Origin of the sequence: Streptomyces sp. CB02980 (assembly GCF_014451325.2) — a bacterium.
Classification (GTDB): domain Bacteria; phylum Actinomycetota; class Actinomycetes; order Streptomycetales; family Streptomycetaceae; genus Streptomyces.
Genome location: NZ_JACSCH020000004.1, coordinates 200,545 through 212,979, shown reverse-complemented (window position 1 = coordinate 212,979; position 12,435 = coordinate 200,545). Strand labels below are relative to the sequence as shown.

Annotated in this window: 13 protein-coding genes and 1 tRNA gene; 8 read left to right on the top strand and 6 right to left on the bottom strand. The window is 72.4% G+C overall.

Annotated features, from left to right (window positions below; translation table 11 throughout):
* Positions 1-84: 84 nt before the first annotated feature.
* Positions 85-1,179 (bottom strand): succinyl-diaminopimelate desuccinylase, encoded by a 1,095-nt coding sequence (dapE, locus tag E0F75_RS11175; protein ID WP_187622361.1) that lies wholly within the window; start codon positions 1,177-1,179, stop codon positions 85-87.
* 29 nt (positions 1,180-1,208) lie between these two features.
* Here dapE and E0F75_RS11170 point away from each other — a divergent pair, with 29 nt between their 5' ends.
* Both E0F75_RS11170 and E0F75_RS11165 read left to right on the top strand, forming a co-directional pair.
* The gene (locus tag E0F75_RS11170) at positions 1,209-2,210 is read left to right on the top strand and encodes a hypothetical protein (RefSeq protein WP_187622360.1); all 1,002 of its coding nucleotides are present in this window, start codon (positions 1,209-1,211) and stop codon (positions 2,208-2,210) included.
* 367 nt (positions 2,211-2,577) lie between these two features.
* Positions 2,578-3,039: an ATP-binding protein gene (locus E0F75_RS11165; RefSeq protein ID WP_187622359.1), complete on the top strand. Its 462-nt coding sequence runs from the start codon at positions 2,578-2,580 to the stop codon at positions 3,037-3,039.
* Positions 3,040-3,128: 89 nt separating this feature from the next.
* Here E0F75_RS11165 and E0F75_RS11160 read toward each other — a convergent pair whose 3' ends face one another.
* Both E0F75_RS11160 and fdxA read right to left on the bottom strand, forming a co-directional pair.
* Complete coding sequence (locus E0F75_RS11160) at positions 3,129-4,223, bottom strand: bifunctional succinyldiaminopimelate transaminase/glutamate-prephenate aminotransferase (protein WP_187622358.1); 1,095 nt, start codon at positions 4,221-4,223, stop codon at positions 3,129-3,131.
* 108 nt (positions 4,224-4,331) lie between these two features.
* Positions 4,332-4,652 carry a ferredoxin gene (gene fdxA, locus E0F75_RS11155; RefSeq protein WP_015035968.1) on the bottom strand — a complete coding sequence of 107 codons (321 nt, stop codon included), beginning with the start codon at positions 4,650-4,652 and terminating at the stop codon, positions 4,332-4,334.
* A 112-nt stretch (positions 4,653-4,764) separates the two neighbouring features.
* Here fdxA and E0F75_RS11150 point away from each other — a divergent pair, with 112 nt between their 5' ends.
* The 4 genes from E0F75_RS11150 to E0F75_RS11135 all read left to right on the top strand — a co-directional run bounded on the left by E0F75_RS11150 (position 4,765) and on the right by E0F75_RS11135 (position 10,026).
* Complete coding sequence (locus E0F75_RS11150; RefSeq protein ID WP_187622357.1) at positions 4,765-5,766, top strand: GNAT family N-acetyltransferase; 1,002 nt, start codon at positions 4,765-4,767, stop codon at positions 5,764-5,766.
* A 7-nt stretch (positions 5,767-5,773) separates the two neighbouring features.
* Complete coding sequence (locus E0F75_RS11145; RefSeq protein WP_187622356.1) at positions 5,774-6,700, top strand: transglutaminase-like domain-containing protein; 927 nt, start codon at positions 5,774-5,776, stop codon at positions 6,698-6,700.
* A gap of 102 nt (positions 6,701-6,802) precedes the next feature.
* A complete protein-coding gene (locus E0F75_RS11140; protein WP_187622355.1) occupies positions 6,803-8,440 on the top strand; it encodes a serine/threonine-protein kinase in 1,638 nt (545 codons plus the stop codon).
* Entirely contained in the window at positions 8,440-10,026 is a 1,587-nt protein-coding gene (locus E0F75_RS11135; RefSeq protein WP_187622570.1) for a serine/threonine-protein kinase, read from the top strand. The genes E0F75_RS11140 and E0F75_RS11135 overlap by 1 nt, the downstream gene beginning before the upstream one ends.
* 75 nt (positions 10,027-10,101) lie before the next feature.
* Here E0F75_RS11135 and E0F75_RS11130 read toward each other — a convergent pair whose 3' ends face one another.
* The 3 genes from E0F75_RS11130 to E0F75_RS11120 all read right to left on the bottom strand — a co-directional run bounded on the left by E0F75_RS11130 (position 10,102) and on the right by E0F75_RS11120 (position 11,386).
* A complete protein-coding gene (locus tag E0F75_RS11130; RefSeq protein WP_187622354.1) occupies positions 10,102-10,641 on the bottom strand; it encodes a DUF1772 domain-containing protein in 540 nt (179 codons plus the stop codon).
* Between the two features lie 25 nt (positions 10,642-10,666).
* Positions 10,667-10,741: transfer RNA gene (locus tag E0F75_RS11125), tRNA-Ala, on the bottom strand.
* Between the two features lie 189 nt (positions 10,742-10,930).
* Complete coding sequence (locus tag E0F75_RS11120; RefSeq protein WP_187622353.1) at positions 10,931-11,386, bottom strand: hypothetical protein; 456 nt, start codon at positions 11,384-11,386, stop codon at positions 10,931-10,933.
* A gap of 301 nt (positions 11,387-11,687) precedes the next feature.
* Between E0F75_RS11120 and E0F75_RS11115 the strand changes: the two genes are divergently transcribed.
* Together E0F75_RS11115 and E0F75_RS11110 are read left to right on the top strand one after the other, a co-directional pair.
* The gene (locus E0F75_RS11115) at positions 11,688-12,053 is read left to right on the top strand and encodes a DUF1304 domain-containing protein (RefSeq protein WP_187622352.1); all 366 of its coding nucleotides are present in this window, start codon (positions 11,688-11,690) and stop codon (positions 12,051-12,053) included.
* A gap of 71 nt (positions 12,054-12,124) precedes the next feature.
* The gene (locus E0F75_RS11110) at positions 12,125-12,349 is read left to right on the top strand and encodes a hypothetical protein (protein ID WP_187622351.1); all 225 of its coding nucleotides are present in this window, start codon (positions 12,125-12,127) and stop codon (positions 12,347-12,349) included.
* Positions 12,350-12,435 lie beyond the last annotated feature (86 nt).

Here is a 12,435-nt window from a genome sequence, read left to right as displayed (position 1 = left end):
ACGATCTTCTGGTCCGGTCAGCGTAGGACCACAGAGGTGACGAAATGCGAAATTACGGGAGTCGGGGCGAGGGAAGTCAGGCGGTCAGGCGGTCAGCCAGTCGCGGAGCCGTGCCTCGCAGTGGTGGATCCGGTCGACGGGCACGTGCTCGTCCCGCTTGTGGGCGTAGATGGGGTCGCCGGGGCCGTAGTTGACCGCGGGCACGCCGAGGGCGCTGAAGCGGGACACGTCGGTCCAGCCGAACTTGGGCTGGGCGCTGCCGCCGACGGCCTTCATGAAGGCCTCAGCCGCCGGGTGGGAGAGGCCGGGCAGGGCGCCGGGGCTCTCGTCGTCGATCACGAAGTCGGCGATGTCGCAGTCGGCGAAGAACTCACGGACGTACGCCAGCGCCTCGGCCGGCGAGCGGTCGGGGGCGTAGCGGTAGTTGACCGTGACCGTGCACGCGTCGGGGATGACGTTGGTGGCGACGCCGCCCTGGATCGCGACGGCGTTGAGGCCCTCGTGGTACTCCAGGCCGTCGATGACCGGCTTGCGCGGCTCGTACGCGGCGAGGCGGGCCAGGATCGGGGCGGCGGAGTGGATGGCGTTGGAACCCATCCAGGAGCGCGCGGAGTGGGCCCGCTCGCCCGCGGTGTGCAGGATCACGCGCAGCGTGCCCTGGCAGCCGCCCTCGACCTGCCCGTCGGAGGGCTCCAGGAGGACGGCGAAGTCGCCCTCCAGCCAGTCGGGGTGCGCGTCGGCGATCTTCCCGAGGCCGTTGAGGTGGGCGGCGACCTCCTCGTTGTCGTAGAAGACGAACGTGAGGTCGCGGTTGGGTTCGGGGACGGTGGCGGCGATCCGCAGCTGGACGGCGACCCCGGACTTCATGTCGGAGGTGCCGCAGCCCCACAGGATGCCGTCCTCGTCGAGCCGCGAGGGCACGTTGTCGGCGATCGGCACGGTGTCGATGTGGCCGGCGAGGACGACCCGCTCGCCACGGCCGAGGCGCGTACGGGCCACGACGTTGTTTCCGTACCGGTCGACCGTGAGGTGCGGCAGGCCGCGCAGTGCCTGCTCGATGGCGTCCGCGAGCGGCTGCTCGGTCCCGCTGACGGACGGGAAGTCGACGAGGGCGGCGGTGAGCGCGGCCCCGTCCTGGGACAGGTCGAGGGGCGTGTCGAGCGGGGTGATGTCAGCCATGTGCCGACCCTAACGCGGCCTCCAGTACGGTGGGCCCCGTGTCCGAGCCCACCCGCCCCCGCCGTCGCGGCCGCCTCGCCCGTTCCGCGGCCGCCTTCGCCGCGCTCCTCGGCCTTGCCTCGTACGTGGCCTTCCACCAGATGACGGGGAGTACCGGCACGCCCCGGTGCAGTGTCGGGACCGGGGACAACCGGTACGAGTTCACCCCGGAGCAGGCGTCGAACGCCGCGATGATCTCCGCCGCGGGCACCACCCGGGGCCTGCCGGAGCGGGCGGTGACCATCGCCCTCGCGACGGCGCTCCAGGAATCGGCGCTGCGGAACATCGAGCACGGCGACCGGGACTCCCTCGGCCTCTTCCAGCAGCGGCCCTCGATGGGCTGGGGAACGCCGGCGCAGATCATGGACCCGGTGTACGCGTCGGGGAAGTTCTACGACGGTCTCGAGAAGGTCCCGGGGTATTCGCGGCTGCCGCTGACGGTGGCGGCGCAGAAGGTGCAGAAGAGCGGTTTCCCGCAGGCGTACGCGAAGCACGAGCCGGACGCCACCCTTCTCTCGGCGGCACTGACGGGCCGGTCCCCGGCCGCCCTCTCCTGTACGACGAGCGACGCCGAGGGCCGTCCGGGCGATCCCGAGAAGGTGCGCGCCGAGCTGGTACGCGCCTTCGGCGAGAAGACGGCCCCGACGGCCGTGACGGGCGGCCCGAGCGCGGGCCGGTCGGCGGCCGAGCCACCGGTGCTCGTGGTGCCGGTCCGGTCGACGGGCGGGTCCGCGGGCGCGGCTTCGGACGCGCGGCGCGGCTGGGAGCTGGCGCAGTGGGCCGTGGCGCGGGCGGAGACGCTGCGCATCACGGAGGTCGTGTACGGGGACCGGGTGTGGCGCGCGGGTGAGGCGCGGGGAGGCTGGTCGAAGGTCCCGGGGGCCTCCAAGGCGTTCTCGGCGGGGTCGGCGGACGGGTCGGCGGGGTCTGTCGAGACCTTGGGCGCACCCGCCTCCGGCGCGGAATCCGTCCGCATGCGACTCGCCCAGTAGCCGCTCGGCGGTCGGTCTCCGGTCGACCTGCGGCCCTTCCCCGACCGATCTCCGACCGATCGGCAGCCGATCACCCGTACGGCCGTTCACTCGCCCGTGGCATGACACCGGTGCGCGTCCGGAGAAATTCGCGACCCTTCCGCGCCGTCTTTCGCGCACCGCGCCCCGCCCTCCCAATTCCCTTACGGGGCAAGGGAAGTGACGGTTCGCCAGACGGCTGCACAATGACACGTTCGTCCGTTTTCCTCCCCACCCGACAATACGACGCATTACCAAGTCTTTACCTTCGACCGCCGCAACCCAACCCGCCCCAGGGCCGGTTGTCACTGCGTCCGAACAACACCTCGCACCTCGTCGAAGGAGCACCATGTCCCTCCCCCTGACCCGTCGGATCGCCCGCGCCGCCCTCCTCATCGCGGCCGGAGCAGCCCCCGTGGTCGGTGCGGCCGGCTCCGCGAGCGCCCTGGACCACAACCTCGCGCCGACCGGCGCCCTCGGCGGCATCACCGCCCTGGACGCCGCCGGTGCGGGCACCGCCGTCGACAGCGCCTCACAGACCGCCACCGGCGTCGTCGGCTCCACCGGCAGCCAGGCCGTCGGTACGGCCGTCCCCGCCGCCGGCAAGACGGTCGGCGCGGCGGGCAAGACCGCCACCCCGGCCGCCCAGCAGGTCGCCGGTGACACCGCCGGCAGCGCGGGCGAGGTCGTCGGCAAGACCGCCGGCGCCGCCGCCGAGAGCGCGGAGGGCCCGACCGGCGGCGCCCTGGGCGGCGGCCTCGGCGGCCTGCCGACCGGCCAGACGCTCGGCGGCCTGCCCCTCGGCGGCTGACCCGGCCGGGAAGCCGCCACGGGAGACCGTCACGAGGAAGGGCCCGGGGAGCGGATGCTCCCCGGGCCCTTCCTGCATGTCGTGGACGGTCAGCCGAGCCGCTTGACCGCCGCCGCGACCCGCTCGTCCGTCGCCGTGAACGCGACCCGCACGAACCGCTCCCCCGCCTCGCCGTAGAAGTCGCCCGGCGCCACGAGAATGCCCTTCTCCGCGAGGTACGCCACGGTCTCCCAGCACGGCTCGTCCCGGGTCGCCCACAGGTACAGGCTCGCCTCGCTGTGCTCGATCCGGAAGCCGTGCGCCTCCAGGGCCGCCCGCAGCGCCGCCCGGCGGGCCGCGTACCGCTCCCGCTGCTCGGCCACGTGCCCGTCGTCGCCGAGCGCCGCGACCGTCGCCGCCTGCACCGGCGCCGCCGTCATCATGCCGCCGTGCTTGCGGATCTGGAGCAGCTCACCGAGCACGGCCGCGTCGCCCGCGATGAACGCGGCCCGGTAGCCGGCCAGGTTGGAGCGCTTGGACAGGGAGTGGACGGCGACGATGCCCTCGTACGAACCGCCGCAGACGTCCGGGTGCAGCACGGAGACCGGGTCGGCCTCCCAGCCCAGCTCCAGGTAGCACTCGTCGGAGAAGACGAGGACACCGTGCTCGCGCGCCCAGGCCACGATCCGGGTCAGCTCGTCCTTGGAGAGGACCTTGCCGGTCGGGTTGGACGGGGAGTTGAGCCAGAGCAGCTTGAGCCCCGCCGGGTCCAGCAGCGTCGGGTCGTCGTAGACGACGGGCGTCGCACCGCAGAGCCGCGCGCCGACCTCGTACGTCGGGTACGCGAGCCGGGGGTACGCCACCCGGTCGCCCGCGCCGAGACCCAGCTGCGTCGGCAGCCAGGCCACCAGCTCCTTGGAGCCCACCACCGGCAGCACGTTCTCGTGGGTGAAGTCCACCGCGCCCAGCCGCCGCTCGCACCAGCCGGTCAGCGCGTCCCGCAGCTCCTTCGTCCCCCACACCGTCGGATAGCCCGGCGAGTCCGCCGCCGCGACCAGGGCCTCCTGGATCAGCGCGGGGACCGGGTCGACGGGCGTGCCGACCGAGAGGTCCACGATTCCGTCGGGGTGCGCCACGGCCGTCTTCTTGTACGGCTCCAGCTTGTCCCAGGGGAAGACGGGCAGGCGCGAAGAGACTGCGCTCACGGGTTGGCTCTCACTTCCTGTACGTGCGCGGGGGAGGCGTCGGGAAACGCCTCGGTCCCGCACGGCGGCCGACGCCGTACGGGACCGGATGCGACCTGAAGCGGTCGATCAGCCGTTCTGCGGCGGCAGGGCGGCGATGAAGGGGTGGTCGCGCTCGATCTCGCCGAGCTTGGAGGCACCACCGGGCGAACCGAGCTCGTCGAAGAACTCGACGTTCGCCTTGTAGTAGTCCTTCCACTCCTCCGGGGTGTCGTCCTCGTAGAAGATCGCCTCGACCGGGCAGACCGGCTCACAGGCCCCGCAGTCGACGCATTCGTCCGGGTGGATGTACAAGGACCGCTTGCCCTCGTAGATGCAGTCGACGGGGCACTCCTCGATGCACGCCTTGTCCTTCACGTCGACACAAGGCTGCGCGATGACGTAGGTCACGCTGTCGTTCCTCCTCGATAGGGCTGGTCTGCGCGGGAGCGCGGCGTCGTCGATGCCCGCACCTAGTATCTCCGTTCTTGGGGGCGATCCGAACAGGAGGGGCGGAGAAGCTGTGGAATTCACCGGCGGAGGACGCCTTGAGGTCCGAATTACCGGCGCTGACGTGGGAAAACGTGTCTCCGTTCGGTACGTGACGGACTCAGCGACTACGGGTGAGAAGTTCACCGACGCGGTCGGTGTTCTCACATCATGGGACAACTCTGTGCTGCTGATCACACGAAAGAGCGGCGAGAGCGTCCGGATCGCGGAATCCACCCTGGTCGCCGGGAAGATCGTCCCGGCCGCCCCGGCCCGCCGGCGCGGCCCCTCCGCCACCTTCCCCGAGCTGGCCCGCGCCACCGCGCGCGCGTGGCGGCCGGTCGAGAGCGAGATGCTCGGCGAGTGGACCCTGCGGGCCTCCGACGGCTTCACCCGGCGGGCCAACTCGGTGCTCCCGCTCGGCGATCCGGGGCTGCCGATCGCCGACGCCCTGAAGCACGTACGCGCGTGGTACGAGGCCAGGAGGCTCCCCGCGTACATCCAGACCGCCACCGGCGCCGAGGGCACCCAGGAGCTGCTCTGCGCGGCCCTCGACCGGCACGGCTGGCGGCGCGAGGTCTCCGCCGAGGTGCGGATCGCGGCACTGGCCCCGATCGGCGACCTGGACGCCGACGTCTCCGCCGTACGCCTCTCACGGACCGTCGACGAGTCGTGGCTCCGCCGCTATCAGCGCTTCGGCGAACCGGGCCCGGCTGTACGGTCGGTGCTGACGTCCGGCCCGAGTGTGTGGTTCGCATCCGTGGCGGGCACGGGAGAGGTACCGGCGGCGATCGGACGGTGCGTGGTCGACGGACGCTGGGCCGGCTTCATGGCCGTCGAGGTGGACCCCGAGCAGCGGCGCCGGGGCCTGGCGACGTCCGTCATGACGGCGCTCGCCCGGCAGGCCCTCGACGAGGGCGCGTCGGCGGCCTGGCTCCAGGTGGAGGCGGACAACGACGGCGCGCGGGCGCTGTACGACGGGATGGGCTTCGCGCCGCACCACCACTACCACCACTACCGATGGGCGGAGGCGTGACGGAGGCGTGACGGAGGACGTACCACCACCGGAGGACGGGCCGGAGAACGGACCGGAGGACGGAGCACCACGGCAGGACGGGGCAGCGGGTGAGGACGCCGGCGAGAGCCAGGACCCGCCCGACTGGCGACGGGAGTTCGCGGAGGAGGCGCGGTCGGAGCGGCCCGACCTCGCCCGGCTCTGCCTGCTGATCGGAGCGGTGGCCGACCCCACCGTCACCCGGCACGTCCTGAACGAGGCCGAGATCGAACTCGACCGCCTCGCCGGGCTCGTCCCCTACGCCACCCGGATCCTCGGCGACTGGACCACCGCCCTCGCCGAGCTCCTCGGCGACCGGGAGGGCTTCGAGGGCGTGCCCGCCGACTACCAGCGTCTGGAGTCCTCGCTCCTGCACGAGGTGCTCAGGCGCCGCCGCGGCCTGCCCATCCTGCTCTCCGTCGTCTGGATGGAGGTCGCACGGCGGGCCGGCGCCCCCGTGTACGGGCTCGGGCTGCCCGGCCACTTCGTCGTGGGCTTCGGCGACCCCGCCGACCTGAACCTCGCCGACCCCTTCGCGGGCGGCCGCGCCATGACGGGCCCGGATGCCGAGCTCCTGGTGACGAGCGCGACGGGCGAGGCCCTCGACCGCTCGATGCTCCGGCCCGCCGAGCCCGGCGCGATCGTGCTGCGGGTCCTCAACAACATCCGCGCCTGGGCGGCCCCCCGCCCGGAGCGCTCCGACGTGGCCCTGTGGGCGGTGGAACTCTCCCTGCTCCTCCCCTCCCACCCGGCGAGACTCCGCTACGAGCGCGCCGAGCTGCTCGTCCAGCGCGGGGACTTCCTGACGGGGGCGGCCGAGATGGAGGCATACGCGCAGGTCATGGACGCGGTGGACCCGGAGTCGGCGACGACGGTCCGGCGCCGGGCACAGGCGGCGCGGGCGCGGCTCAACTAGGACGTGGCCGGAGGGCCGGATCGTGCGCGAGGGGTGCCCAAGTCGGCGCGCCCGCACAGCCCTTAGACTCCCCAGGCGTTCTCGGGGGAGGGTGACGACAGCATGCAGCCATGTGGGCCGAACGATCCGTCGCAGGTGGGGCCGTTCCGTACGGTCGCGGTGCTCGGGCAGGGCGGGATGGGCCGGGTCCTGCTCGGGATGGCGGCGAACGGACAGCTCGTCGCCGTCAAGCAGGTGCACGCCGATCTGGCCGACGACGCCGGGTTCCGGTCGCGGTTCCGGCGGGAGGTCGACGCCTCGCGCCGGGTGTCGGGCGCCTACGCGGCACCGGTGGTCGAGGCCGACCCGGAGGCGGTGACGCCGTGGCTGGCGTCGCTGTTCCTGCCGGGTCCCTCGCTGAGCGAGGCGGTGGCGGGGGCGAGGGCGTCGGCAGCGACATCGGCATCGGGGTCCGCGGGGGCGTCCGACCCGGGTGGGCTGCCCGAGGAGGCCGTACGGCGGCTCGCCGCAGGTCTCGCACAGGCCCTCGTCGACATCCACCGGGCCGGGCTCGTCCACCGCGACCTCAAGCCGTCGAACGTGCTGCTCACCGACGACGGCGTCCGCGTCATCGACTTCGGCATCGCGCGCGCCGCCGACCAGATGACCAAGCTGACCCACACGGGCGCGCTCATCGGCTCCCCCGCCTTCATGGCACCCGAGCAGGTCCGGGGCGAGGCCCCGACACCCGCCACGGACGTGTTCGCGCTCGGCGCCACGCTGGTGGTGGCCTGCACGGGGACCACGCCGTTCAGCGGCACCTCGGTCCCCGCCCTCATGCACTCCATCGCCCACACCGAACCCGCCCTCGACGGCGTACCGCCGGGCCTGCGCGGGATCGTCGCGGCCTGCCTGGCCAAGGACCCGGCCCTGCGGCCCTCGCCGCAAGAAGTCCTCGCCATGATCGGCCCGGTGGCCCCGCTGCGGCAGCCGTGGCCGGAGGGCGTACAGCGGCGGATCGCGGAGCAGGCGGCGGAGATCGAGCTCCTCGTGGCGTCGGTACCGACGCAGGCGGGGCCGGCCGCGCCCGCTCCCGTGCCCGTACGGCGTTCGCGACGGCAGCGCCGGTGGATCACCGCCGCCGTGACCGCCGGGGCCCTCGCCGTCACCGGGGCGGTGTTCGCCGCGACGGGCTGGGCGGCGGAGATGTACCACATGGTCGTGCCGGAACCCGTACCGACGCCGGGGAACGTACCGCTGAACCAGGTGACCGACACGTACACGGGCACGATCCCGACCTGCGCGGAGGCCGGGACGGCGATGAAACGACCCCCCGGCTTCACCCCGTTCCCGGTCAAGGACGGCGGGCCGCCGACCACCTCGGAGGACGGACAGCGGAACCAGTGCACCTGGAACACCCGCTCCGGCGACGAGATCGTCGTCGTCTGGGACGTCTACCGGTCGAAGAAGGGCGGGCTCACCGGAGCCGAGCAGTCGAAGACCCACTACGAGGGGATGTACATACGGGGCAAGACCCTGCGTGTCTCCACGCTCGACTTCGTGGAGGAGGCCCTCTGGTACAAGCCGGACGGCAACTACTGCGTGCTGTACGGCCGGGACGTGAACGCCGAGCTGTTCGTCCTGGTGAAGGGCACGAACTACCCCCCGGGGACGTGTGAGGCCGTGACCGAGGACCTCGGGAGGCAGGCCATGGCGGCGCTGCAGGCCAAGGCGAAGCCGACGGCGAAGGGGGCCCCGTGATGCGACCCCTGGGACCCACCGACCCGCGCGCAGCCGGTCCGTACCGGCTGCTCTCCGAGCTCGGCCGCGGCGGCATGGGCCGCGTGTTCCTCGGCGCCGCACCGGACGGGCGGCTCGCCGCCGTGAAGCAGGTGCACGCGCGGCTCGCCGCCGACGAGGACTTCCGCGCCCGGTTCCGGCGCGAGGTCGCGGCCTCGCGGAGGGTGTCCGGCGCGTGCACGGCGGCCGTGATGGACGCCGACACCGAGGCCGCCACGCCCTGGCTCGCCTCGGTCTTCGTCGCCGGGCCGTCGCTCGGCGCGGCGGTCGAGCGGACCGGGACGCTGCCCGTGGAGACGGTACGGCGGCTCGCCGTGCAGCTGGCGACGGCGCTGGACGAGATCCACCGCGCAGGGCTGGTGCACCGCGATCTGAAGCCCGAGAACGTGCTGTTGGCGGAGGACGGGGCCCGGGTCATCGACTTCGGGATCGCGCGGGCGGCGGAGGCGGGGGCCGGGCATGTCACCGAGCTGACGGGGACGGGGCTGGTGGTCGGGTCACCCGCGTTCATGTCGCCCGAGCAGGCGGAGGGTAAGGAACTCGGCCCGGCGAGCGACGTGTTCTCGCTCGGCTCGGTCCTGGCGCTCGCGTCGACCGGGGCGAGTCCGTTCGCCGGACCTTCCACCTTCCAGGCCCTGTACAACGTCGTCCACACGGAGCCGGCCCTCACCGCCGTACCGGCCGAACTGCGCCCGCTCGTGACGTGGTGCCTGGCGAAGGACCCGGCGGCCCGCCCGACGCCCGCGCAGCTCCTCGCGGCGCTGGGGCCGGCGGCGCCGGTGGCACGGCAGTGGCCGCCGGCGGTGCATGCGGCGATCGGGGAACAGCGGCGGGGCATCGACCGGCTGCTGGTGGGCGGGGACGACGACCATGGCGGGGAGCGGACGGTGGTCCTGCCACCGGGCGGCGGGGCGGCCGCACCGACTGCTGTGGCCACGCGGGTGGACGCGGCTCCGGGCCGCCGCCCCCGTCGGACCGGCCGGTTCGTCGCCGCCGGGGTGGTTCTGGCCGTCCTGGGCGGCGGGGCCTGGTGGTACCTGAAGGACGGCGCCCTCGGCGCCGGTCCGCCGGACCGCTTCATCGCGATGCCGGTCTGCTCGGAGGTCGCCGCGAAACTGCCGGTGCCGGGGGAACGACGCCCCGACCAGGACCAGTACATCGACTACTCGGACACCGCGGAGACCCGGTGTTCCTGGAACGACAAGGACGAGCCGCAGCCGGACGGCTGGAACTACTACGCGCACGCGCTGGTCCGCTGGGAACTGCGCCGGAGTGCGGGCACGAACGAGAACGGCACACGGCGCCAGGAGCAGGAGTTCGCGGACGACGCGGAGGGCGAACGCCCGGAAACGGGCATCGCCTTCGCGGACGAGGCCTTCTGGAGCGCTCCGAGCAGCGAGGATACGACGTGCACGCTGTACGTCCGCACGGGAAACCTGAAGGTGGTGGTGTCCTTGGGTGGGAAGCGCCACCCGGCGGAGACGTGCGAGGAGGAGGCCAGGAAGATCTCGGCGGCGGCGGTGTCGGCGATGCCGAACGCGTCCTGAGGGGGCGGGCGCGGGGGCCGGGGCCGGGGCCGGGGGCAGAAGCGACGACGGACGGCTGCGGACGGCTGCGGGCGGCTATGGGCGGCGACGGGCGGGGGGACCGGCGTGGTCCGCGCCCGCGTCCGTGTCCGTGATCGCGTCCGTGATCGCGTCCTCGCCACGGGGTCCGCTCACGACGAGGGCGATCAGCAGGACGAAGGCGAGGAGGGCCGTGGACGTGCGCGCGAGGTTGAAGAGCTCCCAGCGGTGCAGGAACTCCGCGTAGTCGGCCGGGGCGGAGGAGGCGGCCCACTCCTTGATCCGGCCGTTGATCGGCACGTTGCCGAACCGGGTGATCAGGAAGGACGCCAGGGCAAGCAGCGCTGCGACGCCGGCGAGCAGCCGTGCGCGGCCGCGGGCGAGGACGGCCAGGGTCAGGGAGCTGAGGAAGGACAGCGCCATCGCCGTCTGCATGGTGATGCCGTTCATCGTCATCAGCTGGGTGTGGAAGTCCAGCCGCATGTCGAGGGGCACGGCACGGAAGGTGGGAACGAGGTTGGCCGCACCGTAGCCGAAGGCGCCGGTGAGCAGCCCGGTGGAGAGCAGAGCCACGGCCTGGGCTATCCGTACCCGCATGAACCCGGCCTCCGAGGTGTAAGGGGGCGGGGCGACCGGATTCGAACCGGCGTCCTCCGAGATGCCATCGCGGCGCATTACCTCTGTGCTACGACCCCGCCCTTGGGGTGATCTTAACGGGTGAAGGACCGCGGGGGCGAAGGGATTTCAGCGGTGCTGGGTGAGGTGGGGGTGGGCCCTGGGGGCGGGCGTTTCGAGTGGGCCTCGACCCACCCCTGGGACCCCAAGACCCGCACCACCACCCACCACCACCCACCGGGCACCCCCGGCGGGTGGTGGTGGCCGTGGATCAGATCTGCCAGTACTTACGGATGTACCCCGTCAGCGTGGCGCTGGCGTGAGCGTGGTCCAGCAGGTTGACCTTGGCGTTCATCTGGCCGCCCCCGGTCGAGTCCTCGAAGTTGCCCTCACCCCGCAGGATCTTGAACGTGCCGGACGGGTAGACCATCGTGTCCGACGTCAGCGGCGCCGAGAGCTCGTAGCTGATGAAGAGCTTGTCGCCGTCGCTCTCCGTCAGCGTCGCCGTCCCCTTGATGTCGTACTTGCCGGGGACGGTCGCGGTACACGCCACCTCGTCCTGCGCCCACGAGGCTCCGTTGACCGGCGCCCCGCCGGCGGTCCCCGTCCCGACCACCTTGTAGCCGTTGCAGCCCACCGTGTCCGGGTGCGTGGTCGCGACCACGCCGAAGTTCACGCTGATGGTGACCGTGGGCGGGTTCTCGATAGCGAACGACGTGCCGGCCATCCCGCCGAAAATCATTGCCGATGCGGCTCCCACGCCCGATATGCGCGCAGCCCAACGACGAGCAGTTCCTGCCATGTCATCCCCCGGATGTGATGCGGACTTTGTCCAACGAGGCCTGTGTGCAGGCCTGTTGTAGACAGTTTCCCGGTCCGTGGGCTCTTCCGTCGAGCTTTTAAGACTATTTTCTGCTTTTTAGTTTGGGATCCGGAATTAACCGTTCGTTCGCGCGAACCGCTCTGCGCGAGTCGAGTCGGTGCGCGCCTTCCCCCGACCCCCCGTCGCCCGACGGCACAATGCGGCCATGCCGCTGACCGCAGACATCCTCGTCGCCCTCGTCGCCCTGCTGCACGCCTACATCCTGGTGATGGAGATGTTCCTGTGGGAGAAGAAGACCGGCCGTCGCTTCTCCGGGTTCGACGCGAAGACGGCGCGCGACACCGCCGCGATGGCTGCCAACCAAGGGCTCTACAACGGCTTCCTCGCCGCCGGGCTCGTCTGGGGTCTCATCGCCGACGACCCGATCGCCTTCCGCGTCCAGGTCTTCTTCCTGTCCTGCGTCGTCATCGCCGGCCTCTACGGCGCCGCCACGGCCAACCGCCGCATCCTCTTCGCCCAGGCACTACCCGGCGCGCTCGCCCTCTCCGCCGTCCTCGTCGCCCACTACTGAGGCCCCGGGGAGTTGTAACGTGAGCCACGCCCCTGTGTGACCGGAACAACACACAGAGCGAAAGGCTCGCGATGCACACCCCCCACGGCCCGGGCGCCTTCGTCGCCCATACGGGCACCGATGTCTACGGCCCCGGCAAGGTCATCGCCGCGGACGGCGCCCACCGACGCGTGCGGTTCACGCATTTCGTGGCGACGATCCACGCCTCCGACCTTCGGGCCGCCTCCCCCGCCGAGACCCGGGAGATCCAGGCCTGGCTGCGGGCCAAGCGGCAGCGGTACGGGGGTGAGTGGTGATCCCTGTACGTGTCACCCGCGACGGCGCCCCCACGTCCCCGCCATGCGCCGAGCCCCCGGCCGATGTCTTCGGGCGGGGGCTCGGA

Bases quoted from the DNA above. Each gene is read 5' to 3' on its own strand.
- dapE (WP_187622361.1), bottom strand. From the start codon at position 1,179: ATGGCTGACATCACCCCGCTCGACACGCCCCTCGACCTGTCCCAGGAC.
- E0F75_RS11165 (WP_187622359.1), top strand. From the start codon at position 2,578: ATGTCCCTCCCCCTGACCCGTCGGATCGCCCGCGCCGCCCTCCTCATC.
- E0F75_RS11140 (WP_187622355.1), top strand. From the start codon at position 6,803: ATGCAGCCATGTGGGCCGAACGATCCGTCGCAGGTGGGGCCGTTCCGT.
- E0F75_RS11135 (WP_187622570.1), top strand. From the start codon at position 8,440: ATGCGACCCCTGGGACCCACCGACCCGCGCGCAGCCGGTCCGTACCGG.
- E0F75_RS11130 (WP_187622354.1), bottom strand. From the start codon at position 10,641: ATGCGGGTACGGATAGCCCAGGCCGTGGCTCTGCTCTCCACCGGGCTG.
- E0F75_RS11120 (WP_187622353.1), bottom strand. From the start codon at position 11,386: ATGGCCGGCACGTCGTTCGCTATCGAGAACCCGCCCACGGTCACCATC.
- E0F75_RS11115 (WP_187622352.1), top strand. From the start codon at position 11,688: ATGCCGCTGACCGCAGACATCCTCGTCGCCCTCGTCGCCCTGCTGCAC.
- E0F75_RS11110 (WP_187622351.1), top strand. From the start codon at position 12,125: ATGCACACCCCCCACGGCCCGGGCGCCTTCGTCGCCCATACGGGCACC.